Raw genomic sequence first — 23,615 nt, 5'->3', positions numbered from 1 at the left:
CCGTGTGGGGGCGCCCCTTTCTGCGGGGGGGGGGGGGGGGGGGCGGGGCCCCCCCCCCCCGCCCATTCCGTGGTGCTTGTGACTCCGGAAGCCATCCGGGAACGGCAGCGACTCGCGCAGGGCAGCAAGCGGACGGAGGCTGTTCTGAAGCCCATGCTCCGGTACGTCCGGTCTGCAACCTGTCGCAGGACGTCCCTGGTGCGGCATTTCGGGGAGACGGATCCGATCCGGTGCGGTCGGCGATCGGGGGGGTGTGATGTGTGCCTGGGGCGGCACGATCCCTTCGTTCCCACGCCGGAGCATGTGGACCGTTCACGCCATCCGGCCGCCCCGGCGTGGCGACGGGCACAGGTTGACATCTGGTCAACGGAGCGAGGCTTTTCGTCGGGTCAGGGCGACGCGTCAGGCAAGTCGAGTCGGTTCAGGCGGTCCAGCACCTGATTGTATATGGCAGTCAACGCTTCGGGATGCTCGACGTGCCAGGCCAGGGTTGCTTCGTAGTCCGATGCCGGCACGTCCAGAGCCGTCAGTACGGAATCCCGCACGTGCACGGCTGGCGTGCGGTCCTCGGCAAACGCGGACGCATCGGCCACATGCAAGGCGACCAGGGCCGACACGAACGTGGAATCGGCGAGGGGCGGACCATTCCGGTCGCCCGCCGCCGGAGCGCATCCTACCAGAATGGAAAAAACCAGCAGGAATCCGACGTGTCGCAGCTCCAGTCGCAGCGACATGGTCAGAACGACGCGGAAACCGCGTCCCTGGAGGCCGCCAGTGCGACGTCCCGTTCCGTACGGAAGGTCCATGCAATCACTTCCATCTGACGCAGGAATTCCCGCTTGTCGAACCCGGGGGCGAAGATCATCCCGTCAATCATGTACAGTCGCCCCGATTCTTCGTCGTACAGGGTGTAGTTCACGAACGCTCCGCCCATGCCGTGCTCGACCAGGGAGCCATCGGGCTGGCGGCCCATCATGTGCCACAGACCACGGGTCTCGTAGGCGAAGCGGCCCTTGAAATCGATGTTCTCCGACGTCAATTCCCGGCGGTAATCGGTGGTCACGAAGCCATCCATGGTTCCGCGGATGTAGGTTTCGGTCAGCCGGTCCCGGGCTTGCTGGATCCACTCCGGAGTCAGGTTGGTCGGGTCGAAATCGTCCACGTAATACACGAACAGGCTGCGCCAGGACTCCGAGCTGACCACGCGGCGAAGCCAGATGAAATTGGTCGTGTCGATGCCCACGAAGTAATCATGCTGCATGTTCAGCGTGAAGCCATGGTTGGCAAGCAGGGTGTCCTCCATGGCGAACTGACGGCCCTTCTCGAACATGTCCTCGGTCAGCCGTTCCCGCGTGATGGTATTGAACTGGTAGCGGATGTCATCTCCGCGCTCATCCAGGACCCGGATGAGTTCATCGTCGGAACCGGCAACCACGTAAACCACTTGTTGTTGCTGACGCCAGAGGTCCCGGCGAGGGATGACGGCTGACTGTCCGGCGAGGACCGCTTCAACCGATGCGCTGTCCAGACGGGCCCGCATGAAGCGGGACTCGGGGGTGTCGTCCGAAATCGGAGAGACAAAAATGACGTTTTTCTGCGCTTGGACGCCATCCAGGAGCCGTTGGGACGTCAGGGACACACGACGCACGTTGAATTCGCGCTCCGGAGCGGGAAGGGTTCCCAGGTACGGGGCGATGTTTCGCCGGATGGCCTCTCCGACGGGGCCTTCCCATCGCGTGGAGTCGATGACGACCACGACCTCGCCTTCCCGGCCCACGGCATAGGGGCGATAATCCAGGGCTTCGCAGCCGGTCATCGTCACCAGGAGCAGTGCAAGGAGAAGGGGGCGGAATCCGGGGAAACGCACAGTGTCCAGGAACGAACGGCGTCCCGTTGTGGGCGTGGCAGGCAGGTTTGGCATGGTTTCTCGTGTTTACCCGTTCTTGAGGCTGTGGACAAAGGTACGGACGGCATCCAGACGTTCGCCCGGCGTGGCGTCCGGCCGTTCATCCCACCACTGCTCGATCTGTCCGACCAGGGCCGAACCGACAATGCATCCGTCGGTGCTGGGCGACAGACGGACCACGTCATCGTGGTTGCGGATACCGAAACCCACCATCAAAGGATTCTGCACGATGTGGGTTCGCGCACGTTTCAGATAGGCCGCGGTGCTGTCGGCGTCCCCGAGCGCCGTGCCCGTGATCCCGTTGACCGAAACGGCATACACGAATCCACTGGCGTGCTGATCAATCTGTTGCATGCGCGCGTTGGACGTGGTGGGGGATACGAGGAAGACGAAGTCGATATCGTTGGCTGCTGCCTCGGATGTGAACCGGGGGGCTTCTTCCAACGGCACGTCCGGGAGGATGACGCCATCCACTCCGGAAGACCGGCAGGCCCTGAAAAAGTTGCCGGGGCCATATCGGAGAACAGGGTTCGCATAGCCCATGAGGAGCAACGGGAGCGTGCTTTCAGCCCGGAACGCAGCTGCCATGTCGAGGGTCCGCTGCATGGTCATGCCGTCTTCGAGGGCACGCTTGGAGGAGCGCTGGATGGGAAGACCTTCCGCCAGCGGGTCCGAAAAGGGCATGCCCAGTTCAATGAAGTCGGCGCCGCCGTCTTCAATGGCTCTCAGGACGGGCAGGGTGTCCGCGCGGGACGGAAAGCCGGCGGTCAGGAAGATGCCGAGTGCCGGCCGGGCCGCAAGGATGGCTGTGGAAAGGCGGCTCATGGGTGGCTCGGGGAAGTCATGTGTTGCGCGATGGTGCCCATGTCCTTGTCGCCGCGACCCGAACAACCGACCACCACAATGGCGTCGGGACCGAGTTCACGTGCCAGGGCGGGAAGGTGGGCGATGGCGTGCGCGGTTTCCAAGGCCGGGATAATGCCTTCCAGCCGGGAGACCAGTTGGAGGGCATCCAGTGCTTCCCGGTCCGTGGCAGACACATATTCCACCTGCCCGGAATCCTTCAACCAGGAATGCTCCGGACCTACGCCCGGGTAATCCAGGCCGGCTGAAATGGAGTGGGCCAGTTGGACCTGTCCTTCCTGGTCCTGGAGCAGATAGGACATCGCACCATGGAGGACACCCGGGCTGCCCAGGGTCAGCGTGGCTGCATGCCGGCCATCAAGACCTTCGCCGGAGGCTTCCACGCCAATGCAACGGACGTCGGGGACGTCCAGGAACGGGTGGAACAGGCCGATGGCGTTCGAGCCGCCTCCCACGCATGCCAGCAGGACATCGGGCGCGTCGCGTCCCGTCTTCTGCTTGAGCTGCGCCGCGGTCTCCCGCCCGATGATGGTGTGGAAGTCCCGGACCATGGCCGGATAGGGGTGGGGACCGACCACGGAGCCGATGATATAGAACGTGTCCTGCACATTCGTCACCCAGTCACGGATGGCCTCGTTCGTGGCATCCTTCAGCGTCTGGCTGCCGCTGGTGGCGGGTCGGACTTCGGCACCCAGCAACTCCATGCGAAGGACGTTCAGGCGCTGCCGTTCCATGTCTTCGGCGCCCATGTAGACAATGCATTCCATCCCGAAGCGGGCGCACACGGTTGCCGTGGCCACACCATGCTGACCGGCACCGGTTTCGGCAATGATCCTGGACTTGCCCATGCGGCGCGCCAGCAGGATTTGCCCCACCGTATTGTTGATCTTGTGCGCTCCGGTATGGCAGAGGTCTTCCCGTTTCAGCCAGATCTGCGGGCCGTTGAAATGCTCCGTAAGGCGCTCGGCGAAGGTGAGCGCGGTCGGCCGACCCACATAGTCGGCCAACAGGCCGTCCAACGTCGCCTGGAATTCCGGATCCGTCTTGGCAGCCTGCCAGGCATGGGTCAACTCCTCAAGCGCCGGCATCAGGATTTCGGGCACGAACCGGCCACCGTACGGGCCGAAATGGCCGGTGGCGTCGGGCTGGGTCAATGAATTCATGGGCGTACGGCCTCTACGAATTGTGAGATGGCTCCGAAATCCTTCTGCCCCGGGGCCTCTTCGACACCACTGCTCACATCCACGCCGAAGGGCGTGCAGGCGGAGAGGGCGTCGGCCACCGTGTCCGGTGTCAGCCCGCCCGCCAGGAAGTAAGGAACCGGCAGTGAAGCATGGGACAGCACGGACCAGTCAAAGGGTTTGCCCGTGCCGCCGAACAGTGCCGCATCCCACGTATCGAACAGGACATAATCGACCACGTCCGAGAACGGTCCGACCGCGTCTTCAATGGCATTCGCCGACCACTCCGGTCGAACACGGATGGCCTTGATGACAGGGAAATCGAGGTCCTGGCACATCTCCGGCGTTTCGTCTCCGTGGAGCTGCACGAACTCGAACCCGGCTTCCGTCGCAATGGCATTGACGTCAAACGGACGTCGATTCACGAATACACCGACTGGCTTGGCCCCATAGACCCAGTCAATGATCTCTCGGGCCTTGCGCGGTTCAATGTAGCGGGGACTCTCCGGATGCTGGACAAAGCCCAGGAAATCAGCCCCGGCGCCGGCTGCGAAGCGGGCATCGGCAAGGTTGGCAATGCCGCATATTTTGATCTGGGTCATCTGGGAAGGCGTGGATTGCAATTCAAATCTGGGAATACGGTTGACGGCCGAGCAGGTGGGCCAATGCGTGTCCCGGGTCTTCGGCACGCATGAAGGCTTCTCCGACCAACGCTGCATGGATGCCGTTGTCCCTCAACAGGTTGATGTCATCGGGAGAGGAAATCCCGCTTTCTGCGACACGCACGACGTGATCCGGGAGCGCCGACAGGGTACGGATGGCCGCCGGGAGGTCCACTTCGAACGTGTGAAGGTCCCGGCTGTTCACCCCCATGACGTCGAGCGTGTCCACATCCAGGCGGTCCAGCTCATGGGCGTCGTAGAGCTCCATGAGGACGGACAGACCGAGCTCCGTGGCTGCAGCAACCAACTCACCGGCCTGGTGCCTATCCAGGATGGTGGCAATGAGCAATATGGCGTCCGCCCCCCATGCACGGGCCTCCACAACCTGATAGGGATCGACAATGAAGTCCTTCCGCAGGAGGGGGATGCCGGTTTCCAGTCGGGCGGCCTCCAGGAAAGCAGGGTCTCCACCGAAATACAGGGGCTCGGTCAGGATGGAAAGCGCAGCCGCGCCGTTGTCCGTATAGGTTCGGACAATGGCGCGCGTATCGAAGGGATCCCGCAGGAGGCCTTTCGAGGGAGACCTTTTCTTGGCTTCGGCAATGATGGCCATGCCCTCCGACACATGAGTATGGCGTACGGCCTGGGCCAGGGACAAGGGCGTGCGGGCGAATCCATCCATGGATTCCAGCGCACGCACGGGCCGATCTGAACGTCGCTTGGGCAGCGCTGCGCGGGTGTCGGCTACAATCCGGTCCAGGATGGAAGCGCTCATGGGGCCGCGTGGCTTGCGGCGGCCAGGCGTTCCAGGGCCTCGGCGGCCGCACCCGAATCGATGGCCGTCCGGGCCCGATCCAGGCCGTCCCGGACGGTGGTCACCGTGCCCGATACCAACAAGGCGAACGCAGCGTTCAGGACCACGATGTCACGTGGAGCACCGGGTTTGCCCTCGAGTATGGAGCGAACGATGGCGGCATTCCGTGCGGCATCGCCACCCAGGATTTCAGACAGGGGTGCGGGGGCCATCCCGTAGTCGAAGGGGGAGATGGTGTGCTCGGACAGGGGTTCACCAGGATGGGTCAGGCGGAAAACCGTGGTGGGACCGGAAAGCGAGATTTCATCCAGCCCGTCGTGGGCGTGCACACAGACCACCGACTCGGACCCCAGTTCGACCAGGATATGCGCCATCATTCGTGCCACGTCCTTGCTGAAGGCACCGATGAGCTGCCGCCGGACGCCCGCGGGGTTGCAGAGTGGGCCGAGGATATTGAAACAGGTGCGGACGCCCAACGCACGTCGGACGGGCATGACGTGTTTCAGGGCCGGATGGAAGAACGGGGCGAAGAGGAAAGCGATGCCGGCCTCGCGAAGGCAGTATTCTATGCCCTCCTTGCCGAGTTCCGTCCGAACGCCGAGCGCCTCCAGTACGTCTGCCGAACCACATTTGGACGAAACGGACCGATTGCCATGCTTGGCCACGGTGACACCGGCTCCGGCGCAGACCAGGGATGCAGCGGTGGAGATGTTGAACGTTCCACTCCGATCCCCCCCCGTGCCCACGATGTCCATGGCGTTTGCGGGCGCATCCACCTTGACGGCGAACGACCGCATGCTGCCGGTCAGGCCGACGAGTTCCTCGAGCGTTTCGCCGCGCGCGCGCAGGCCCACTAGGAAGGCCGCAATCTGCTCGGGCGACGCCTGCCCCCCGAGCATGAGTTCCATGGCCCTGGCGGCATCGTGACGGGTCAACGATTCGTGTTCGGCTATCCGGGTCAGGAGGTCATGCATGCAGTCACCCACGTGTCAATCATGTGCGGTCCATCGGCCGTAAGCAGGCTTTCCGGATGGAATTGGATACCTTCAACAGGGTGCGAGGCGTGTTTGAGTCCCATGATGACGCCGTCCCGGGTTTCTGCCGTGACCAAGAGGCTGTCCGGCAGGGAATTCCTCTCCACGACCAGCGAGTGATATCGTGTTGCAATGCAAGGGGACGGAATATCATGGAACACCCCCAGGCCCGTGTGCACGATCTCGGATGTTTTGCCATGCATGAGCGTGGGTGCATACGTGACCGTTCCGCCGTAGACCTCACCGATGGCCTGGTGCCCCAGGCAGACGCCGAGGATGGGGATCGATGCCCCCAACGCCCGGATGAGTTCCATGGATACGCCGGCGTCCGCTGGACGCCCGGGACCGGGTGAAATCAGGATGCCATCGGGCCGCGCGGCCATCACATGGTCCACGGACCACTCGTCGTTCCGGACCACCTTGACGTCGGCCTGCGTCCGGGCCACAAGGTGGACCAGGTTCCACGTGAACGAGTCGTAGTTGTCAATGACAAGGATCATGCTCAGTACGTGGTAATCAGGCCGACGGCTTCCCGGACCGGCTCCATGACCTGACTGGCGCGCTCGCGTCCTTTCCGCCCCCCCTCCCGCAGGATGTCCATCACGTCGTCCGGCCGCTTGGCCAACTCCCGACGGCGCTCGCGCGCTTCGGCGAACGCGTCGGTAATCATGGCCAGCAATTCCTTCTTGGCGTGACCGTAGCCATATCCGCCGCTCCGGTAGGCGTCTGCAATACGCTCGCGGTCCTCGTCATCGGCGAACAGCCGGATGAGGGCAAAAACGTTGCAGGTATCCGGATCCTTGGGTTCTTCCAGCGGGGTCGAGTCGGTCACGATGGACATGACCTTGCGCTTCAGTTCCTTCCCCTCGTCGAAGATCCCGATCGTGTTGTCGTAGCTTTTGGACATCTTGCGCCCGTCCAATCCCGGAACGATCGCTACCTGGTCCAGGATATACGGCTCGGGAACGGGCAGGATGGGGGCATCGGGCGCTGCGAACCGGTCATTGAATCGCATGGCCAGGTCACGACAGATTTCGATATTCTGTTTCTGGTCGGCACCGACCGGCACCTGCGTCCCGCCGTAGACCAGAATATCGGCCGCCTGAAGGACCGGGTAATTGAAAAGTCCGGCATTCGCTGAAAGCCCCTGGGCCACCTTGTCCTTGTAGGACACCCCCTTTTCCAGCTGTGAGACCGGCGTCAGGGTATAGAATATCCACGCCAGTTCATTCACCTGGGGGATATCGCTCTGGAGGAATAGACTCGATGCCTCAGGGTCGAAACCGAGGGCAAGGTAGTCGAGCGCCACATCCATGGAATACCGACGGAGCGCAGCTGCATCGTGCAGCGTCGTCAGCGCGTGGTAGTTCACGATGAAGAAGTACGAAGGGCCGCCCTTGTGCAGGGCTATATGCTGCCGAATGGCACCGAACCAGTTGCCCAGGTGCAGGGTGCCGGAGGGCTGGATACCCGAGACCACGATGTCCGGAAACGGGGCGGGAGACGGCGACGGATGCAAAGGACTCATATCGTAAGGAATCAGCCCCGGGAGCGGATGAATTTTACCCGTTCCTCGTGGTTGGCAGCTACGGCAGCCAGGATGGCCCGCGTCCGCATGTGGTGCTCAATCTTCAGTTGCGGTTTCAGGTGCTCGGCGATGGCTGCTTCCTGGTCGGCCAGCGTCTTCCAGATGTCCCCGTCGGCGGTGAACGTTTCCGGCTCGAGGTCCGTGCCGTTGTAGGCCACGCCGCCACAGCTGAATACGGTCTCACACAGTTTTCCGATATCCATGCGCAGCGTCTTCAGCGCTTCCCGGGCAGAACGGCCGGCTTCACCGTCCAGCGTGGTGGTCGCCGCTCCCCAATGATGCATGGCCACCGTCATGGTCCGGATGATGGGGTTCACGTGGTCAATGGTTTCCGCGCGCGAAATGGTGCGCCCGGCCCATCCTTGTTTGAGCAACAGTTCTTTGATTCCCATGGTCTGATCTGGTGGTGCGGGTGGAAAGGTGGAGTCGTGGGTAAAGTACCGATTCCGGGGCTTTTTCCGGTTGAATTTATTGCAGTTCCTCGGCGGCAACCCGGATGGCCGCGTGAAGGGCCCGGGCCTTGTTGCGCGTTTCCTCGAATTCCATGGCGGGATCGGAGTCGGCCACTACCCCTGCACCCGCCTGGATATGGATGTGGCCATCCTTGACCAGCATGGTCCGGATGGTGATGCACGTGTCCAGGTTTCCCCGGAAATCCAGATACCCCACGGTACCGGCATACATGCCCCGTTTGACGGGCTCCAGTGCATCAATGATTTCCATGGCGCGGACTTTCGGGGCACCACTGACTGTTCCGGCCGGGAAACAGGCCCGCAGGGCATCCAGGGCCGTCAGTCCTTCCCGGATGCGTCCGGAAATGGACGATACGATATGCATGACGTGCGAGTACCGTTCAATGAAGGCATAGTCGTCCACGTGCACGGTGCCGAATTGACAGATGCGCCCCAGATCGTTCCGGCCCAGATCGACCAACATGAGGTGTTCGGCCCGCTCTTTTTCGTCGGCCAGCAAGTCCCCGGCAAGGGCCGCATCCTCGGCGGCGGAGTGGCCTCTGGGGCGGGTACCGGCAATGGGCAACAGTTCGGCACGCGTTCCCTCCACCCGGACGAGGACTTCCGGCGAGGACCCCACCAGGGCAAAATCGTCGAAATCCAGATAGAACAGGTACGGGGACGGATTCACCTGCCGAAGGGCCCGGTACAGGTTGAACCGTTCGCCCCGGAACGGCGTGGAGAACCGCTGGGACAGGACCACCTGGAAAATGTCCCCCTCGCGGATGTGGCCCTTTCCGGTGTCGACCGCGGCCTCGAAGGCTTCCCGGCTCATGGAAGACGTCATGCCGCCGGTCAGTTCAATCGGGTCCGAGCCGGGCACGATGGGACGGGAAAACGTAGCTTCCAGCTGCTCCAGACGTTCGAGCGCGGCGGAATGGGCCGCTTCAATGTCACTGTCCGCGGTGACGAGCATGCTGGCCATGAGCACCAATTGATGCTTGACATGATCGAATGCCGCGATCGTATCGTAGAAACTCCAGATGCCGTCCGGGATGCCCAGGTCGTCGGGAGGTGTATCGGGCAGGCGTTCCAGGAGCCGGACCGCATCGTAGGACAGATAGCCGACGGCTCCGGCGGTCAGGCGTGGCAGTCCCGGCACCTCGATTTCACGGATGGTTGCCATGACACGGTCCAGTGCATGGAAGATACCCTCGTCCGTATGACGCGCCGGCTCACCGTCGCGATGGATGATGGTCTTTCTGCCATAGGCCTCCACGCTCATGAACGGATTGCGTCCCAGGAACGAGTATCGCGCCAGTTTTTCACCTCCTTCCACGCTCTCCAGCAGAAAGGGTCGGCGGGCACCGTCCCTCAACAGGAAGAAGGCACTGACCGGTGTCAACAAGTCCGCCCCGAGACGCTTGGCCAGCGGAATGACCACGGTCTCCCCGTCCAGGGGAGGGGATTCATTGAGGAGGTTCCGGATGTCCGAAAGTGTGAGCATGGGGAAGTTGGATGGCACAAAAAAAGCCCACCATGGCAATGGCGGGCTGTACGTTATTCCGGGCAGGGACTTGGGAAGACTACATACGTACAGGCCCGCGGGAAGCGTGATGCCACCACCATGAACCGTTGGTATGTGCTGCCGGGTTGATCATGCGTGAAACATACGATGCCCCGTCCGCGCGGTCAAGCGCGATGGGGTCAGTTCTCCGGATGCTTCCGCGGTGGGACCTGTCCGAACTGGACGGTATCCGGCGGCACCATGCCCAACATATTGTGGGCCAACTCAATACCGCCGTGGTCCTTGAAGTCATCCAGGATGACCACGGTGAGGGCATGTTCGGAGCCGCGTCGTTTCCGGGCCTCGCACAGGTAGCGGAGCGTCAATTTCACCCCGTTCTCCGTGATTTTCACGTAGACGAACGGGGTGAGGATGGAATAGTGGATGAGGAACTCACGCGACATTTCGTGGATTTCCTGGCGGGCCTGTTGTTCCACGATGGCCGCCGACTCTTCGGCATGCCGCAGGATGATTTCACGCGCCGCACGCCAGTCGCTGCGGAACGTGACCGTCAGCGACAACTCATTCCAGATGAACCGGAAGGAACGGGTGTAATTGTAGACCGCGTGTTCATAGATCCATCCGTTCGGGATGTGCACAATGCGTCCCGTGCTCTGATCGCCATCGGCCCATCCCCCGATTTCCATGAGGGTCGTACGCAGCACTCGGACGTCAATCACGTCGCCCTGCACGCCGTTCACTTCAATCCGGTCGCCGTCCTTGTAGGTGTTCAACAGGGTGATGCGCAGCCATCCGGCTACGGCCAGCAGGACCTCGCGCATGGCGATCATCATACCCGCGCCGATCACGGTCAGCAGGGTCCAGAGGTCACCGAACCCGGGTGACCAGATGATCACAATGCCCAGGAATCCAAGGAAGAGGCCGAAGCGTCGGGTGGAGCGTCCAGCGCGATATACGCGCTCCGGATCGTGGAAGTATCGCTTGGCAAAACGCTTCACCAGATGGACCACGAACGCGATGGCTACGAGCACCGCCAGCGTCGTCAGGGCCTTGACGGCCAATTCGTTTTGCAGGATGTCTTCCATGACGATATAATGTACGCATCCCGGTCCGGATCAATACCTTCCGAAACGGGGTAGCACGCCCGGCAAGCGCCATGACATGTTCAACAGTCAGATTGGCCTGTGTGGCCGCCCCCATCCCATTCATTTTCACGCCAGATCCATGCGTACAGCGCTCTCCGTCCTTCTTTTGATCGTCGCCGGTGTGTTGGTCACGACCGGTTTCCGTCCGTCCGAGCCTGCCGGCGACCCGGAATGCGGTTACGATGCCGATATCCCGGCCGTCGAGGACTTCATGCGGCTTATTACGTTCGGCGATCCCTACAAGGGCAACTTCGACGCCGATGTGACGGTGATCGAGTATTTCGATCCCAACTGCCCGCATTGCAAGACCATGCACCCCATCATGAACAATGTGATCCTGGCCCGTGGGGAGAAGGCCCGGTTCTTCATGGTGCCCTACGTGCTCTGGCAGTACTCGCTCATGCAGGTCGAGGCGCTGTTCGTGGCGGGACAGGACGGCAAGTATTTCGAAATGCTCGATGCCCAGTACGAACACCAGCAGCCAGGCGGCATGGGCATAGACGAACTGACGGTCCTGGCCAAGGAAATCGGACTCGATCCGGCGATCTTCCGTTCGCGTGTCGAGCGTGGAATGAACCAGGGAATGATCCTGGCCCGCCGACAGGAAATCATTGACATGGGCATCCGGGGGACACCGGCCGTCATGATCAATGGCCGTGTGATTGACGGACAGAGCAAGTCGTTCGAGTGCATTGTGGAATTGATTGACAAGGCGGCGGCGGAAGCCGAAAACTGACCTGCATCCGGCGCTGCACGTGCCCGGATCTTCCAACCAACCCGAAACCCAGACTCGAACCCCACCCACATGCCCTTCCAGAACAGCGCGCTCGCCCAGGACTCCATCAACACCCTCCGGTTTCTCGCGGTCGATGCCGTTCAGAAAGCCAACTCCGGTCATCCGGGCATGCCCATGGGTGCGGCACCCATGGCGTACGTGACGTGGCACAGGCATATGAGGCTGGACCCGAGCGTGCCTTCATGGCCGGACAGGGATCGATTCGTGCTCTCGGCGGGACATGGTTCCATGCTCATCTATGGGCTCCTGCACCTGGCAGGCTACCCGCTTTCGATTGACGACCTGAAGAACTTTCGGCAGTGGGGCAGCAAGACACCCGGCCATCCAGAGAATTTCCACACGGTCGGGGTCGAGACGACCACCGGTCCGTTGGGTCAGGGATTCGCGAATGGTGTGGGTATGGCGTTGGCCGAAGCGTATATGGCAGCGCGGTACAATCGTCCGGGTCATACCATTGTCGACCACCATACGTACGGTATTGTCTCGGACGGGGATCTCATGGAGGGGATATCCCACGAAGCGGCCTCACTGGCCGGACACCTCGGGCTGGGCAAGCTCATCTACCTGTACGATGACAACGGGATATCCATCGACGGACCCACGGACCTGACCTACACGGACAATGTGACCGGGCGGTTCGAAGCGTACGGATGGCAGGTCCTGATGGTGGAAGACGGCAATGACCTCAATGCGCTCCATGCGGCGCTGACGGACGCGCGTGCCGAGAGCAAGCGCCCGACGCTCATCCGGGTCCGGACGGTCATCGGGTATGGCAGTCCCGCCAAGGCCGGAACCGCCGCATCCCATGGGTCGCCACTCGGGCCGGAGGAAGTCACGGCGACCAAGAAGGCATTGGACTGGCCATTGGAGCCCACCTTCCTTGTGCCGGACGCCGTTCGGGAGCACATGGGTGAGATCGGGTCCCGCGGAGCCGCTGAACGGAAGGCCTGGGAGCAGGCGTACGATGCGTGGGCGGCCGCGTACCCTGAGCTGGCCAAAGAATGGATGCGATGCCAGCAAGGCGGACTTCCGGACGGATTCGCGGAAAATCTTCCTGTATTCGATGCGGGCGGTGGCATGGCCACACGCGCCGCTTCCGGGAAAGTATTGGCCGCCATCGGGAGCACGCTTCCGGAACTGCTGGGGGGATCGGCCGATCTCACGGGTTCGAACCTGACGGATATTCCCGGCCGCGAGGGATTCCAGGCGGACCGGAACGACGGGGGTTATATCTACTTCGGTGTCCGGGAGCACGCCATGGCATCCATGAGCAACGGCATGGTGCTCCATGGAGGTATCAAGCCCTACAACGGCACGTTCCTGGTTTTTTCGGACTACATGCGCCCGGCCATCCGTCTCAGCGCCCTCATGGGGCTGCCGGTGACGTACGTGCTCACGCACGATTCCGTCGGACTGGGGGAGGACGGGCCGACCCATCAGCCGATCGAACATTACATGGCCCTGCGCGCCATTCCGAACCTGCAATTCGTTCGCCCGGCCGATGCCAACGAAACGTCCATGGCGTGGCGGTTGGCTCTCGAGACCACGGACCGGCCCACGCTGTTGGCGCTGACCCGCCAGAAACTGCCGACGCTCGACCGGTCCCGTCATGGTGCGGCCGAAGGCGCGCTCAAAGGAGCCTATATCCTGCGAGAGGCGACCGCCCGGCTTCAAGTCCTGCTTCTGGCAACCGGAAGCGAAGTCGAGGTGGCATTGAAAGCGGCCGATGTGTTGGAGGCAGACGGTGTCGGCGTGCGCGTGGTCTCCATGCCGTGCTGGGAGGTCTTCCAGCGCCAGGATGCGGCCTATAAAGAGAGCGTGCTCCCGAATGCCATCCGGGCCCGCGTTTCGGTGGAAGCCGGAATCACGTTCGGCTGGGAGCGGTATGTGGGCGATCACGGCGCATCGGTCGGGATTGACCGTTTCGGTGCATCGGCTCCAGCCGAAGTCCTGTTTGAGGAGCTGGGCATCACCCCCGAAAACGTCGTTCGCACAGCCAAGGACGTGCTGGCACGCCTGGGCACGTGACCCGGCGGGTGGCGCAGGCAAGGCAGCTGATCATGCGGATCCTGGCCCTGAGTACCGTGCTTGCCGTCGGCGGCCTGCCCGATGCCGCCACGGGACAGCAGACCTCCACCGATTGGGCCTGGAAGCGGATAGTCATGCAGGACAGCCTTGCTGTGGAGTACGTATTCTACTCCGAAGCGGATAATCGCAACAACGGGGTCGCCCTCAAGCTCGTCAATCACGCGGGATGTCCCGCCGTCTACGACATGACGCTCATTTTCCGTTCAGACGATCGGCGTGTAGAGCAATCCGTCACCGGACGAATTGGCCCGAATACGCTCCTCACGGGCGATGCCGAAGGCCTTTTCTTCGTTCCGTTTGACGATGGCACGCTCATCGGCGAAATTGGCATCCGCGGACTGGACGTCCGCCCGATTTGTCATACCGTTCAACAGCCTTCTTGACTGCGGGCCCCGAGCCCGTCCTGCCATGATTGATCGCAGGCATTTCCTTGAAGCCGCGGCCCTCGCGGGGGCCGCCAGTACCCTCTTCCCGGGCGCGCTCTACGCGCGCCACGTCCGCGAGTCGGGGGGAGGACCGGGCGTGGCGAGCGCCGAAATCACCTTGGCCACCATCCAGGAAGCGGAGCAGTTGGCTGGCCTGTCTTTCACCGATGCCCAGCGGGAGCAGATCCTGGACAGACTGAAGGAAGCCCGGGTCCAGTATGATGTGCTCCGGGAAACGCCGTTGCCCAATCATGTGCTGCCCTCGTTGGTCTTCAACCCGGATATCGGTGGCCTCCGGCCGCAGGGAATGGCCGCCCGGGCACCCATTTCGTGGACACCACCCCCGGCAGCCGGGCGGCCCGACACCGAGGAAGACCTCGCGTTTGCCGGTGTGGCCCGGCTGTCTGCGTTGTTGAAAGCCCGGCTCGTGACAAGTGTGGAGCTCACGGAGCTCTGTCTGGCCCGGTTGCGCCGGTTCGACCCCGTGCTGAAGTGCGTCGTTTCACTGACCGCCGACCGGGCGCTCCGGCAGGCCCGCGCCGCCGATGCCGAACTGGATGCCGGCCACTGGAGAGGGCCGCTGCACGGTATCCCCTGGGGAGCCAAGGATCTGTTGTCCACGCGCGGGTATCCGACTACGTGGGGGGCGAAACCCTACGAACACCAAGTGCTGGACGAGGATGCCGACGTGGTGCGGTTGTTGGACGATGCCGGCGCCGTACTCGTGGCCAAGCTGACGCTCGGCGCGCTGGCGATGGGGGATGTCTGGTTCGGTGGAACGACGAAAACGCCCTGGAATACGGAACGGGGTTCCAGCGGCTCGTCGGCCGGGCCCGGTTCAGCGGTGGCCGCAGGTTGCGTTCCGTTCGCCATTGGCAGCGAGACGCTGGGGTCCATCGTGTCGCCCTCCAACCGGAACGGCGTGACCGGTCTGCGCCCGACGTTCGGACGCATAAGCAGGACGGGAGCCATGACCTTGTCCTGGACCATGGACAAACTGGGTCCCATGTGTCGGTCTGCCGAGGATTGCGCCCTGGTATTCGGTGCCATCCACGGAGCCTCGCCCAGCGATCCGACTTCCATTACCATGCCGTTTGAATGGCCACCCGAGCGGCACATCCAGGATCTGCGCGTGGGCGTGGTGGATGTGCCGGACTACCGGAACACCGAGGCCGATCGGAGCATCCACGGGTTGCTGCGCAGCCATGGCGTAGCACTGCGTCCGGTGACGCTTCCGGACCGGGCAACCGGTCCCATGCTGCAGATGCTCCGGGCCGAAGCAGCAGCAGCCTTCGATGATCTCATCCGGTCCGGACGGGCGGATGAACTGGTGCGTCAGGACGACGGAGCATGGCCGGCCACGTTCCGGGCTGCCCGGTTCATTCCGGCCGTGGAATACATCAATGCCTCCCGGGCGCGAACCCTCCTCATGCAGGACATGAGGGCGGTTTTCCGGGATGTAGACGTGGTCGTCGTACCCACATTCGGTGCGAATCAGCTGGCCATTACGAACCTGACGGGGCATCCATCCATCACGTTCCCGAACACCGTGGCGGCTCCCGACGGCCAGGTCGAGAGCCTGACCATCATCGGGGACCTGTACCGGGACCAAGCCGTGCTTGCTGTGGCTGCGTTCATCCAATCCAACACGTCGTTCCACCTCGAACGCCCGGCCTTGCCGTGAGCGGCTATAGAGTGGTCCTGCATGATGCTCCGGGTGCACGGGAATGGCTCCTGGCGGCCGGATATGACGGTGACCTGCGTGAAACAGAGGATGCCGGACGCGGTGAGGAGAGCGACGGAGCGGCGGGGTGGATCACCATCGGGCAATCGGGAGCACGGGCGCTTGAGGAGCAGCGCCTGGCGTGGCAGCCACAGACCTTCAAGCAGATCCTGGCCCGGGCGCTGGCACTCGGGGCCGCAACCGGCTGCCAGGCGGGCATGATGAGGGTCATCGCGGAGGGCGAGGCACGGCTTGCGACACTGCGCACGCAGTTGGGTATTGACCGGAAGGCCGGACCGGAGCACCTGGCTGTGTGCGACGTGCTCCTGGACGACGGGCGCGAACCGCCCCCGTGGACGCCGGATCTGCTTGACCGAGCGGCCGGCCGGCCTCCCCGCCGTGAAATTCAGGAAAAAGCACATATTGTCCGCCTCGGGCCCGATATTCTTGTACCCGGTCCGCACCTCTACCATGCGGTCCTGCGGATTGCCCGCGAACTCTACCCGAACCGAATCTGACAGCCTCATGAGTCACGCTTTCTACAACCTCCTGCACATCCTGGGTCTTATCCTGATCATCCAGTCCGTGGCGTCTGCCGTGTACTTCAGGTTGTATGGAGCCGGCTCGGCCACCGGTGGGAGCCCGGTCGTGAATCCCGCCCGCAAGATGCTCTCCATCCTTCACGGCGTCGGCATGTTGCTCATCCTCGTGTCCGGGTTCGGCATGCTGGCGCGGCTCGGCATGACGGACGGCCTGCCGAACTGGATCTATGGCAAACTGGTCATCTGGCTGGTGTTCGGTGCGTCCATCGCGCTGGTCAACAAGGGCAAGGGAAGCCCCATGCTGTGGTGGATCCTCATCATCGTTTTGGGTGGCGCAGCGGCGTGGATGGGCATCAACAAGCCGTTCTGACGCTGCTTTTCGGCGCCTGAAACAGGGTCAAAAGGTCCAGTCCAACCGCAACGACCAGTGTCGGGGCACCCCGAAATAGGCGGGGCGCTCCACGTAGGCGTAGGCCAGGGCGTTGTCCGTATTCAGGGTGATGCGCCACGCGCGACCTGACCACCCGACACTCACGTCCAGCAGATGCGTCGCGACCATCAGATCCGCATCCGTGACGAATCGGGCGAAGTCGGTATCCACGCGGTCCGGCCGGCTGACGTATCGGTAGGCGGCACCCAGTGAGAGTCGCCTCAGGGGCTGCAGTGTCCCCGACGCATGCAACAGATGGCGCGCCCGGAAGGGAAGGGGCTCGCCCGACACCGCATCTTCCGTATCCAGCCACGTGTACCCGGCCTCCACCTGCCATGCTGCGCCGGCACCCGGTCCCGGATCCCGGATTTCCAGCGTCACCTCGGTGCCGAATATTTCGGCACGTGACACATTGATGAACTGGAACGCCTGCAGTGCAGGGACCAGGCGGGGTTCCACCAGGTCATCGTAGGTGGTGGAAAACACGCTGGCATCAAGGCGGGCCCAGGCGTTCCTGAGCCGGACCCCCCCTTCCGTACTGCGGCTGCGCTCCGGCAACAGATCCAGATTCCGGACGATCGGGAAGAACTCCTGGTTGTCCGTATATCGCTCGGCGAAGGATGGAATCCGGAATCCTGCGCCCCACGCCAGACGGAACGATACGCGCGGGTCGGGCGTCCAGGCCACGGCCAGTTTCGGCGAGGTCTGCGCCTCGGTCCGGCTGCGATCTATGCGGTAGCGGTCATGGCGCAGTCCAGCCACCCATTCGAGACCGCCCGGCATTTCGCGTTCCGCATGGATGAACACCGCGCCCTCGGGCTGGGAGCCCGATTCGGTCCCGTCGGTGGTCACGAAGAAGGAGTTCCGGTTGGAGAGGGCGTCGAAGGACACGCCGGCCGTCAGTCGGGTCCGGGCATCCGGGAACGCGTGCACCTGGCCTTCGCTGCCATACCGGTACCCGACCGATCCGTCCGCCAACGGCATGTACCTTCCCTGGCTGTCGATGGGCCGGATGAGGGCTCCGTACAACCGCCCGCGAACCTCGTAGTAGAAGCGGCTGCCCAGGAAATGCGTCCAGGACGGCAGGAGCGTGAACTGGTTGATAAAGTCATCCGTCGCTCCGTTTGGCGTGGACGTATCGGCGTCAGGCAGGGAAATGCGGCCCGGGCGCAGCACGTCACGTCCCGATGCCCAGAACAGGAAATTGTCGCGTTCGCGTACCATGATGCCCGAGAGGACATCCAACTTCGTGGACGGGGAAGGCTGCCAGAGCGTCTTGCCGTAGACATGCACAGACGTCCGTGCCGTGTCCCGGAGATACCCGAGGTCACGACGGACCGAGCCGGAAATCCAGTACCCGAACGCGTCGGACGTCCGCCGTGCATGGGACATGGAGGCACCTGCGAACGGACGCGGCCGGCCACCGCCGTCCCAGGCGTCGCGCCACACCGGCTCGCGGACCGGCTCCCAGACGCCCGACCAGGCAGAAATGCGCGTTTCAGGTCGGTCGGGGAGGCTTCGGGTCACAATGTTCACTACGCCCCCCAGGGCCCCGCCTCCGTACAACGCCGAGCCCGGTCCTTTGAGTACCTCAACGCGCTCGATCTCGGACATGGGCAGGGCCTCCAGTGGAATCCCGTCCGTGTCGGGGGCCAGGAGGGGCATGCCGTCGAGCATGACCAGGACGCGGCTGCCGGTGTTGTAGGCAAACCCGCTCGACCCCCGGATGGTCACCTGGTTGCCCTGCACGTGGACGCCCGATACGCCGCGGAGTGCATCGTCCAGCACCTGGACATTCCGTCGCGCCAGCTGCTCGGCTGAAAGCGTGGCCACGCTTACCGGAATGCGATGGGAGGGCTGTTCGCGCCGGGATGCTACCACTACGACCTCGTCCGATTCAAAGACCTGTTCTTCGAGGACCACGCGTACGGTCACCGTGTCGGACCGCACGCGGACCGTGAGCCGGGCGGAATGGAAACCCACGGCCGAGACCTTGAGCACGGTCACCCCCTCGGGCAAGGGTCCCAGCAGGAAGGCGCCCCGGACGTCGGCGGCCGTGCCGGTCGCCGTACCGTCCACCACCACGTTGGCTCCAGGAATGCCCTCGCCTGAACCGTCCGACACCGTGCCCTGGATGAACTGGGCGGCGGCCGTGCGTGATGCCAGGCCGGACAGGAGTACCACAGTCACGACAGTCGCGACCCACACGGCGACGGTCCGAACGCCATGAAGGAGGCCATGCAGGCCGGGTGTGTAACGGATCCTCATGGCTGCGGGGGTGGAAAGGGTGGAAGGCTTCCGAAATCCACGTGGGTCGTCACCCGGGTCACCGCACCCGGCAGGACGTCAAATGCGCCGTCCACCAGCCCGACGGGGCGCCATGCAAACAGGTCTGCGGAAAACTGCTGGGCGACCCCGGCATACACGTACGTGCCCTCAGGCACCATGTCCAACGCGATCGTGTCGGCCGGTACGTTCCGGTCCAGCCTTCCGCTGATGACCATCCGGTTCAATTGCAGCAGATCGGTCGTATCGCGCGGGACGAACCGCAGGGCCACGAACCGTAAATCGCGCAATTCCTGGGCGGGCGGCCACTCCCCGGTATAGGCGACGTGAACCTCAAGACGGCCGAATCCCGGCTCCGGTGGGGGCTCGAGCCCTGCGTCGCATCCGAATGCCGCGACCGCAAACAACACGGCGACGAGTCCCGGCGCCCGGCGCATCCATCCGAGCGTCAACCGGCACAGTTTCTTCGTTTGGAGCCGCCTCATCATGACCGTATATTTATTGTCTTTGGGTGCCCCCCATTCACACCTGTCCTGTCAACAGAAATTGCGGCCAATTCTGTGAAAATGAAGCTCTCCGATTTCAAGTTCGAGTATCCCAAGAACTTGATTGCCAAGTACCCTGCGGAGCCGCGTGACAGTGCGCGTCTCATGGTCCTCAACCGGAAGGACAAGACCATTGAACACCGGAAGTTCACCGATATCGTCGATTATTACGACAAGGGCGATGTCATGCTGGTCAACAATACCAAGGTATTCCCGGCCCGCCTTTTCGGCAACAAGGAGAAAACCGGTGCGCGGATAGAGGTCTTCCTGCTGCGCGAGCTGAATCCGGAGAGCCGTCTCTGGGACGTGATCGTGGATCCGGCCCGCAAGATCCGGATCGGCAACAAGCTGTATTTCGAGAATGACCTCATTGCGGAAGTCATCGACAACACCACGTCGCGCGGTCGTACCATCCGGTTCGTGTTCGAGGGGACGAACGAGGAGTTGTACGAGAAGATCGACGAGATCGGGGAGACCCCGATTCCGCCGTACCTGAAGCGGGATGTCGAAAACCAGGATCGGGAGCGCTATCAGACCATGTTCGCCGAGGAGCGGGGTGCTGTCGCTGCACCCACGGCCGGTCTCCACTTCACGCCCAGTGTGCACCTGGCCCTCCAGAACAAAGGCGTGGACCTGCTGCCGGTCACCTTGCATGTCGGGCTCGGCACGTTCCGTTCGGTTGAAGTCGAGGACCTGACGAAGCATCGGATGGACTCCGAGTTCTTCCACATCACGCCGGAAGTGGCCGAGCGCGCCAACCTGGCGCTCGCATCCAAGACCAATTCGGTGACGGCCGTCGGAACGACCGTGGTCCGGGCCATCGAGACGTCGTTGTCCGCGTCCTACAACCTGAAGGCCAATCGGGGCTGGACCGACAAGTTCATCTACCCGGAATACGAATTCTATATCACCCAGCGCCTGCTGACGAATTTCCATATGCCGGCGAGCACGCTGCTCATGCTGGTCTCGGCGTTTGCCGGGTACGAGTTCGTCATGGAAGCCTATCAGGAAGCCATCAAGGAGAAGTACCGGTTGTTCTCCTTCGGCGACGCCATGCTCATCCTCTGATCCCGAATGGAAGTCGCGGTCATCATTCCGGCAGCCGGGCAAGGCACGCGCCTGGGTGGGCACCGCAAACAGTTCCGCCTGTTGGGAAGTCGCAGCGTGCTCGTGCAGACCATCCTGGTGTTTGAACGGCATCCGCTGGTGGATCACATCATCGTGGCCACACCCGGGGAAGCGGTGGCCCCCCTCAACGAGGAGTTGCGGAATGTCGGCATCACCAAGCTGCGGCGGGTCATTCCCGGTGGCATGTCGCGCCAGGAATCCGTGCGTGCAGCCCTGTTCACGGTACCCGAGAGCGTCGACGTGGTCCTCATCCACGATGCCGTGCGACCGTTTGTCCGCATGTCTGCTGTCGCCGCGGTGGTGGAGGCCGTGCGTCAACACGGCGCTGCTTCCCTGGCCGTTCCCGTCTCCGATACGCTCCGTCGTGTCACGGAGGGGCAATTCGGCGAAACCATCGACCGGGACGGCGTGTATCGCGTGCAGACCCCACAGGGGTTCCGTCGGGAGTGGGTCCTGAAGGCCCACGCGCGGGCGGTGGACGAAGGGGTGGAAGGCACGGATGATGTGGGTCTCGTGCAGTGGGCGGGACATCCCGTCCATCTGGTCGAGGGCGATGCGGACAATGTGAAGATCACGACCCCGTCGGACTGGGATCGGGCCCGGCATTTCTGGCCGGTGTGGGAACGGGTGATGAATGAAGAAAAAACGGGTTGATGCCGTGCGGATAGGCTTCGGATACGATGTGCATCGGTTGGTGGAGGGGCGCCGCCTCATGTTGGGCGGCGTGCATGTCCCGTTTGATCGCGGGCTCGACGGCCACTCCGATGCGGATGTCCTGCTCCATGCGATTTCCGATGCGCTCCTGGGTGCCGCGGCGCTCGGGGACATCGGCGCCCTCTTCCCGGATACCGATCCCGAGTGGAAGGATGCGGACAGCATGATGCTCCTGGCCGAGGTGGTGCGGCGCGTACAGGCGTCCGGGTGGCGTGTCGTGAATGTGGACGCCACCGTCGTGGCTGAGCGCCCTCGTCTGCGGCCCCATGTGGATGCCATGCGCGAACGAATTGCGGGTGTGCTCGGGGTGCCGGTGTCGTGTGTGTCCGTCAAGGCGACCACCAGCGAACGGATGGGTTTCGTGGGGACGGAACAGGGAATGGCGGCACAGGCGGTCTGCCTGCTGCAGGTCCATGAGTGACACTCTTGGGGATCTGGTCCAGTGGCTCGAGGCCTTGCCGGCCGTCTGGGTGTATGTGCTCATCCTGGCCGTCTCTTACGGAGAAAACGTGGTGCCTCCCGTTCCGGGTGACATGCTCGTGGTTTTTGGCGGCTACATGGCCGGTCTGGGATTGCTCGATCCGGTGCTCGTTATCCTGCTGGCCACGGTGGGCGGCAGTGCCGGATTCATGACCATGTATGTCATCGGCGCGCGATTGGGACATGCGGTCCTCGATCCGGATCGGCTCAAGTGGCTGCCCAAAAGGCGGATCCATGTGGTCCGGAAGCATTTGCAACATTGGGGATTCCGCCTGGTCATGGCCAACCGGTTCCTGTCCGGACTCCGATCCGTCATTTCGTTGACCGTGGGGCTGGCCCACATGAATCCGGGCAAGACGGCGTTCTGGTGCACCGTCAGTTCCCTGGTCTGGACCACCGTCATCGTGGCGGGAGGCTGGTATCTCGGGGAGAACTGGGAGCAGGTCGGAACGTACATCCAGACGTACGGTTGGGCGCTGACGGGGGTCGTCGTGGCTTTCATGGCGTGGCAGATCGCCCGGTACAGGAGGGAGCGTTAGTCGAACGGTTTCACCGATCCTTTATGACGCATACAGTTGACTCTGGTCGGAACCCCGGTTAACTTTCCTGTCTGGCCTTTTGTAATGACTTGCTGGCATAGCTCAGTTGGTAGAGCAGCTGATTTGTAATCAGCAGGTCGGGGGTTCGAGTCCCTCTGCCAGCTCAACATTTTCATGGACAGGTACCGAAGCGGTCAACCGGGCTGGACTGTAAATCCAGTGGCTTAGCCTTCGGAGGTTCGAATCCTCCCCTGTCCACACTGCCTGGAAGATGCAACTTCTGAATGGAAGGAGCGTCGGACGGGCGGACCTGCGTGCGCGCGGGAGTAGCTCAGATGGTAGAGCATCAGCCTTCCAAGCTGAGGGTCGCGGGTTCGAATCCCGTCTCCCGCTCAACATCCCGCCGAGAGGCGGGGTGAGCGGCGCAACGGCTGTCATGGCCGTTGGCTGTTGTCTGTGCCTCCTTAGCTCAGCGGTAGAGCACTTCCATGGTAAGGAAGGGGTCCCCGGTTCAAGTCCGGGAGGAGGCTCACGCGCACGGCGCTTCGGATGGTCCGGGGCGTGCGACATACAAGAAGGATCTGTTGTCCAACTCGACAAGGAAATGGCAAAAGAACAATTCAAGCGGAACAAGCCCCACGTGAACGTGGGCACGATCGGTCACGTCGACCATGGCAAGACGACGCTGACGGCAGCAATCACGACGGTGCTTGCGAAGCGTGTTGAAGGGAACACCCTTCGTTCA

The 23,615-nt window shown here is 62.9% G+C and carries 24 protein-coding genes and 4 tRNA genes; 14 read left to right on the top strand and 14 right to left on the bottom strand.

What is annotated here, in order from left to right; translation table 11 throughout:
- Positions 1-389: 389 nt before the first annotated feature.
- From RIE53_11065 to RIE53_11010, 12 genes are all read right to left on the bottom strand, one after another.
- Complete coding sequence (locus RIE53_11065; GenBank protein ID MEQ9105222.1) at positions 390-734, bottom strand: DUF4296 domain-containing protein; 345 nt, start codon at positions 732-734, stop codon at positions 390-392.
- 2 nt (positions 735-736) lie between these two features.
- Positions 737-1,921: a DUF4837 family protein gene (locus tag RIE53_11060; protein ID MEQ9105221.1), complete on the bottom strand. Its 1,185-nt coding sequence runs from the start codon at positions 1,919-1,921 to the stop codon at positions 737-739.
- A gap of 12 nt (positions 1,922-1,933) precedes the next feature.
- On the bottom strand, positions 1,934-2,731 hold the full coding sequence (gene trpA, locus RIE53_11055; GenBank protein ID MEQ9105220.1) for a tryptophan synthase subunit alpha: 798 nt from the start codon (positions 2,729-2,731) through the stop codon (positions 1,934-1,936).
- Positions 2,728-3,933, bottom strand: coding sequence for a tryptophan synthase subunit beta (gene trpB, locus RIE53_11050; GenBank protein MEQ9105219.1), 1,206 nt, complete (start codon positions 3,931-3,933; stop codon positions 2,728-2,730). The genes trpA and trpB overlap by 4 nt, the downstream gene beginning before the upstream one ends.
- A complete protein-coding gene (locus tag RIE53_11045; protein MEQ9105218.1) occupies positions 3,930-4,553 on the bottom strand; it encodes a phosphoribosylanthranilate isomerase in 624 nt (207 codons plus the stop codon). Before RIE53_11045 ends, trpB begins: the two co-directional genes overlap by 4 nt.
- 22 nt (positions 4,554-4,575) lie before the next feature.
- Positions 4,576-5,388: an indole-3-glycerol phosphate synthase TrpC gene (trpC, locus tag RIE53_11040; protein MEQ9105217.1), complete on the bottom strand. Its 813-nt coding sequence runs from the start codon at positions 5,386-5,388 to the stop codon at positions 4,576-4,578.
- The gene (gene trpD / locus RIE53_11035; protein MEQ9105216.1) at positions 5,385-6,401 is read right to left on the bottom strand and encodes an anthranilate phosphoribosyltransferase; all 1,017 of its coding nucleotides are present in this window, start codon (positions 6,399-6,401) and stop codon (positions 5,385-5,387) included. Before trpD ends, trpC begins: the two co-directional genes overlap by 4 nt.
- Positions 6,386-6,961, bottom strand: a complete 576-nt coding sequence (locus RIE53_11030; protein MEQ9105215.1) for an aminodeoxychorismate/anthranilate synthase component II — start codon at positions 6,959-6,961, stop codon at positions 6,386-6,388. The genes trpD and RIE53_11030 overlap by 16 nt, the downstream gene beginning before the upstream one ends.
- Before the next feature lie 2 nt (positions 6,962-6,963).
- Positions 6,964-7,989: a tryptophan--tRNA ligase gene (gene trpS / locus RIE53_11025; GenBank protein ID MEQ9105214.1), complete on the bottom strand. Its 1,026-nt coding sequence runs from the start codon at positions 7,987-7,989 to the stop codon at positions 6,964-6,966.
- An 11-nt stretch (positions 7,990-8,000) separates the two neighbouring features.
- Entirely contained in the window at positions 8,001-8,441 is a 441-nt protein-coding gene (locus tag RIE53_11020) for a hypothetical protein (GenBank protein ID MEQ9105213.1), read from the bottom strand.
- A gap of 76 nt (positions 8,442-8,517) precedes the next feature.
- Positions 8,518-10,008 (bottom strand): anthranilate synthase component I, encoded by a 1,491-nt coding sequence (trpE, locus tag RIE53_11015; protein MEQ9105212.1) that lies wholly within the window; start codon positions 10,006-10,008, stop codon positions 8,518-8,520.
- A 200-nt stretch (positions 10,009-10,208) separates the two neighbouring features.
- A complete protein-coding gene (locus RIE53_11010; GenBank protein ID MEQ9105211.1) occupies positions 10,209-11,114 on the bottom strand; it encodes a mechanosensitive ion channel family protein in 906 nt (301 codons plus the stop codon).
- Positions 11,115-11,253: 139 nt separating this feature from the next.
- On the opposite strand from RIE53_11010, the gene RIE53_11005 reads away from it, so the two are divergent.
- The 6 genes from RIE53_11005 to RIE53_10980 all read left to right on the top strand — a co-directional run bounded on the left by RIE53_11005 (position 11,254) and on the right by RIE53_10980 (position 17,118).
- Positions 11,254-11,910 carry a thioredoxin domain-containing protein gene (locus RIE53_11005; GenBank protein MEQ9105210.1) on the top strand — a complete coding sequence of 219 codons (657 nt, stop codon included), beginning with the start codon at positions 11,254-11,256 and terminating at the stop codon, positions 11,908-11,910.
- A 69-nt stretch (positions 11,911-11,979) separates the two neighbouring features.
- On the top strand, positions 11,980-13,998 hold the full coding sequence (gene tkt / locus RIE53_11000; protein ID MEQ9105209.1) for a transketolase: 2,019 nt from the start codon (positions 11,980-11,982) through the stop codon (positions 13,996-13,998).
- 32 nt (positions 13,999-14,030) lie between these two features.
- Complete coding sequence (locus RIE53_10995; protein ID MEQ9105208.1) at positions 14,031-14,441, top strand: hypothetical protein; 411 nt, start codon at positions 14,031-14,033, stop codon at positions 14,439-14,441.
- A 25-nt stretch (positions 14,442-14,466) separates the two neighbouring features.
- Entirely contained in the window at positions 14,467-16,167 is a 1,701-nt protein-coding gene (locus RIE53_10990; protein ID MEQ9105207.1) for an amidase, read from the top strand.
- A complete protein-coding gene (locus tag RIE53_10985; protein MEQ9105206.1) occupies positions 16,164-16,724 on the top strand; it encodes a hypothetical protein in 561 nt (186 codons plus the stop codon). The genes RIE53_10990 and RIE53_10985 overlap by 4 nt, the downstream gene beginning before the upstream one ends.
- 7 nt (positions 16,725-16,731) lie before the next feature.
- Positions 16,732-17,118 (top strand): hypothetical protein, encoded by a 387-nt coding sequence (locus tag RIE53_10980; protein MEQ9105205.1) that lies wholly within the window; start codon positions 16,732-16,734, stop codon positions 17,116-17,118.
- Between the two features lie 27 nt (positions 17,119-17,145).
- On the opposite strand, the gene RIE53_10975 is transcribed toward RIE53_10980, so the two are convergent.
- Positions 17,146-19,446, bottom strand: a complete 2,301-nt coding sequence (locus tag RIE53_10975; protein ID MEQ9105204.1) for a TonB-dependent receptor — start codon at positions 19,444-19,446, stop codon at positions 17,146-17,148.
- Positions 19,443-19,952: a hypothetical protein gene (locus tag RIE53_10970; GenBank protein MEQ9105203.1), complete on the bottom strand. Its 510-nt coding sequence runs from the start codon at positions 19,950-19,952 to the stop codon at positions 19,443-19,445. The genes RIE53_10975 and RIE53_10970 overlap by 4 nt, the downstream gene beginning before the upstream one ends.
- Positions 19,953-20,030: 78 nt before the next feature.
- On the opposite strand from RIE53_10970, the gene queA reads away from it, so the two are divergent.
- The 8 genes from queA (at position 20,031) to RIE53_10930 (ending at position 23,400) form a co-directional block, all read left to right on the top strand.
- Positions 20,031-21,077 (top strand): tRNA preQ1(34) S-adenosylmethionine ribosyltransferase-isomerase QueA, encoded by a 1,047-nt coding sequence (queA, locus tag RIE53_10965; protein ID MEQ9105202.1) that lies wholly within the window; start codon positions 20,031-20,033, stop codon positions 21,075-21,077.
- Positions 21,078-21,083: 6 nt separating this feature from the next.
- Positions 21,084-21,791 carry a 2-C-methyl-D-erythritol 4-phosphate cytidylyltransferase gene (gene ispD / locus RIE53_10960; protein ID MEQ9105201.1) on the top strand — a complete coding sequence of 236 codons (708 nt, stop codon included), beginning with the start codon at positions 21,084-21,086 and terminating at the stop codon, positions 21,789-21,791.
- A 4-nt stretch (positions 21,792-21,795) separates the two neighbouring features.
- On the top strand, positions 21,796-22,272 hold the full coding sequence (gene ispF / locus RIE53_10955; GenBank protein ID MEQ9105200.1) for a 2-C-methyl-D-erythritol 2,4-cyclodiphosphate synthase: 477 nt from the start codon (positions 21,796-21,798) through the stop codon (positions 22,270-22,272).
- Positions 22,265-22,870, top strand: a complete 606-nt coding sequence (locus tag RIE53_10950; GenBank protein MEQ9105199.1) for a DedA family protein — start codon at positions 22,265-22,267, stop codon at positions 22,868-22,870. Before ispF ends, RIE53_10950 begins: the two co-directional genes overlap by 8 nt.
- 91 nt (positions 22,871-22,961) lie before the next feature.
- Positions 22,962-23,034: transfer RNA gene (locus RIE53_10945), tRNA-Thr, on the top strand.
- A gap of 12 nt (positions 23,035-23,046) precedes the next feature.
- Positions 23,047-23,128: transfer RNA gene (locus tag RIE53_10940), tRNA-Tyr, on the top strand.
- 62 nt (positions 23,129-23,190) lie between these two features.
- Positions 23,191-23,263, top strand: a tRNA-Gly gene (locus RIE53_10935).
- A 65-nt stretch (positions 23,264-23,328) separates the two neighbouring features.
- Positions 23,329-23,400: transfer RNA gene (locus RIE53_10930), tRNA-Thr, on the top strand.
- Positions 23,401-23,615: the final 215 nt, after the last annotated feature.

Source organism: Rhodothermales bacterium, assembly GCA_040221055.1.
Lineage (GTDB): Bacteria > Bacteroidota > Rhodothermia > Rhodothermales > UBA10348 > 1-14-0-65-60-17.
Note: the sequence above shows the minus strand (reverse complement) of the source record. Positions and strands in the feature narration are given on the sequence as shown.

Excerpts from the sequence above, each read along its gene's own strand:
- RIE53_10995 (MEQ9105208.1), top strand. The coding sequence starts at position 14,031 with ATGCGGATCCTGGCCCTGAGTACCGTGCTTGCCGTCGGCGGCCTGCCC.
- trpB (MEQ9105219.1), bottom strand. The coding sequence starts at position 3,933 with ATGAATTCATTGACCCAGCCCGACGCCACCGGCCATTTCGGCCCGTAC.
- RIE53_11065 (MEQ9105222.1), bottom strand. The coding sequence starts at position 734 with ATGTCGCTGCGACTGGAGCTGCGACACGTCGGATTCCTGCTGGTTTTT.
- ispD (MEQ9105201.1), top strand. The coding sequence starts at position 21,084 with ATGGAAGTCGCGGTCATCATTCCGGCAGCCGGGCAAGGCACGCGCCTG.
- RIE53_11020 (MEQ9105213.1), bottom strand. The coding sequence starts at position 8,441 with ATGGGAATCAAAGAACTGTTGCTCAAACAAGGATGGGCCGGGCGCACC.
- RIE53_10970 (MEQ9105203.1), bottom strand. The coding sequence starts at position 19,952 with ATGATGAGGCGGCTCCAAACGAAGAAACTGTGCCGGTTGACGCTCGGA.
- RIE53_10950 (MEQ9105199.1), top strand. The coding sequence starts at position 22,265 with ATGAGTGACACTCTTGGGGATCTGGTCCAGTGGCTCGAGGCCTTGCCG.
- trpD (MEQ9105216.1), bottom strand. The coding sequence starts at position 6,401 with ATGCATGACCTCCTGACCCGGATAGCCGAACACGAATCGTTGACCCGT.
- RIE53_10980 (MEQ9105205.1), top strand. The coding sequence starts at position 16,732 with ATGAGTCACGCTTTCTACAACCTCCTGCACATCCTGGGTCTTATCCTG.
- RIE53_11060 (MEQ9105221.1), bottom strand. The coding sequence starts at position 1,921 with ATGCCAAACCTGCCTGCCACGCCCACAACGGGACGCCGTTCGTTCCTG.
- RIE53_10975 (MEQ9105204.1), bottom strand. The coding sequence starts at position 19,446 with ATGAGGATCCGTTACACACCCGGCCTGCATGGCCTCCTTCATGGCGTT.
- queA (MEQ9105202.1), top strand. The coding sequence starts at position 20,031 with ATGAAGCTCTCCGATTTCAAGTTCGAGTATCCCAAGAACTTGATTGCC.
- RIE53_10990 (MEQ9105207.1), top strand. The coding sequence starts at position 14,467 with ATGATTGATCGCAGGCATTTCCTTGAAGCCGCGGCCCTCGCGGGGGCC.
- trpS (MEQ9105214.1), bottom strand. The coding sequence starts at position 7,989 with ATGAGTCCTTTGCATCCGTCGCCGTCTCCCGCCCCGTTTCCGGACATC.
- tkt (MEQ9105209.1), top strand. The coding sequence starts at position 11,980 with ATGCCCTTCCAGAACAGCGCGCTCGCCCAGGACTCCATCAACACCCTC.
- trpE (MEQ9105212.1), bottom strand. The coding sequence starts at position 10,008 with ATGCTCACACTTTCGGACATCCGGAACCTCCTCAATGAATCCCCTCCC.
- RIE53_11030 (MEQ9105215.1), bottom strand. The coding sequence starts at position 6,961 with ATGATCCTTGTCATTGACAACTACGACTCGTTCACGTGGAACCTGGTC.
- RIE53_11005 (MEQ9105210.1), top strand. The coding sequence starts at position 11,254 with ATGCGTACAGCGCTCTCCGTCCTTCTTTTGATCGTCGCCGGTGTGTTG.
- RIE53_11010 (MEQ9105211.1), bottom strand. The coding sequence starts at position 11,114 with ATGGAAGACATCCTGCAAAACGAATTGGCCGTCAAGGCCCTGACGACG.
- trpA (MEQ9105220.1), bottom strand. The coding sequence starts at position 2,731 with ATGAGCCGCCTTTCCACAGCCATCCTTGCGGCCCGGCCGGCACTCGGC.
- trpC (MEQ9105217.1), bottom strand. The coding sequence starts at position 5,388 with ATGAGCGCTTCCATCCTGGACCGGATTGTAGCCGACACCCGCGCAGCG.
- RIE53_11045 (MEQ9105218.1), bottom strand. The coding sequence starts at position 4,553 with ATGACCCAGATCAAAATATGCGGCATTGCCAACCTTGCCGATGCCCGC.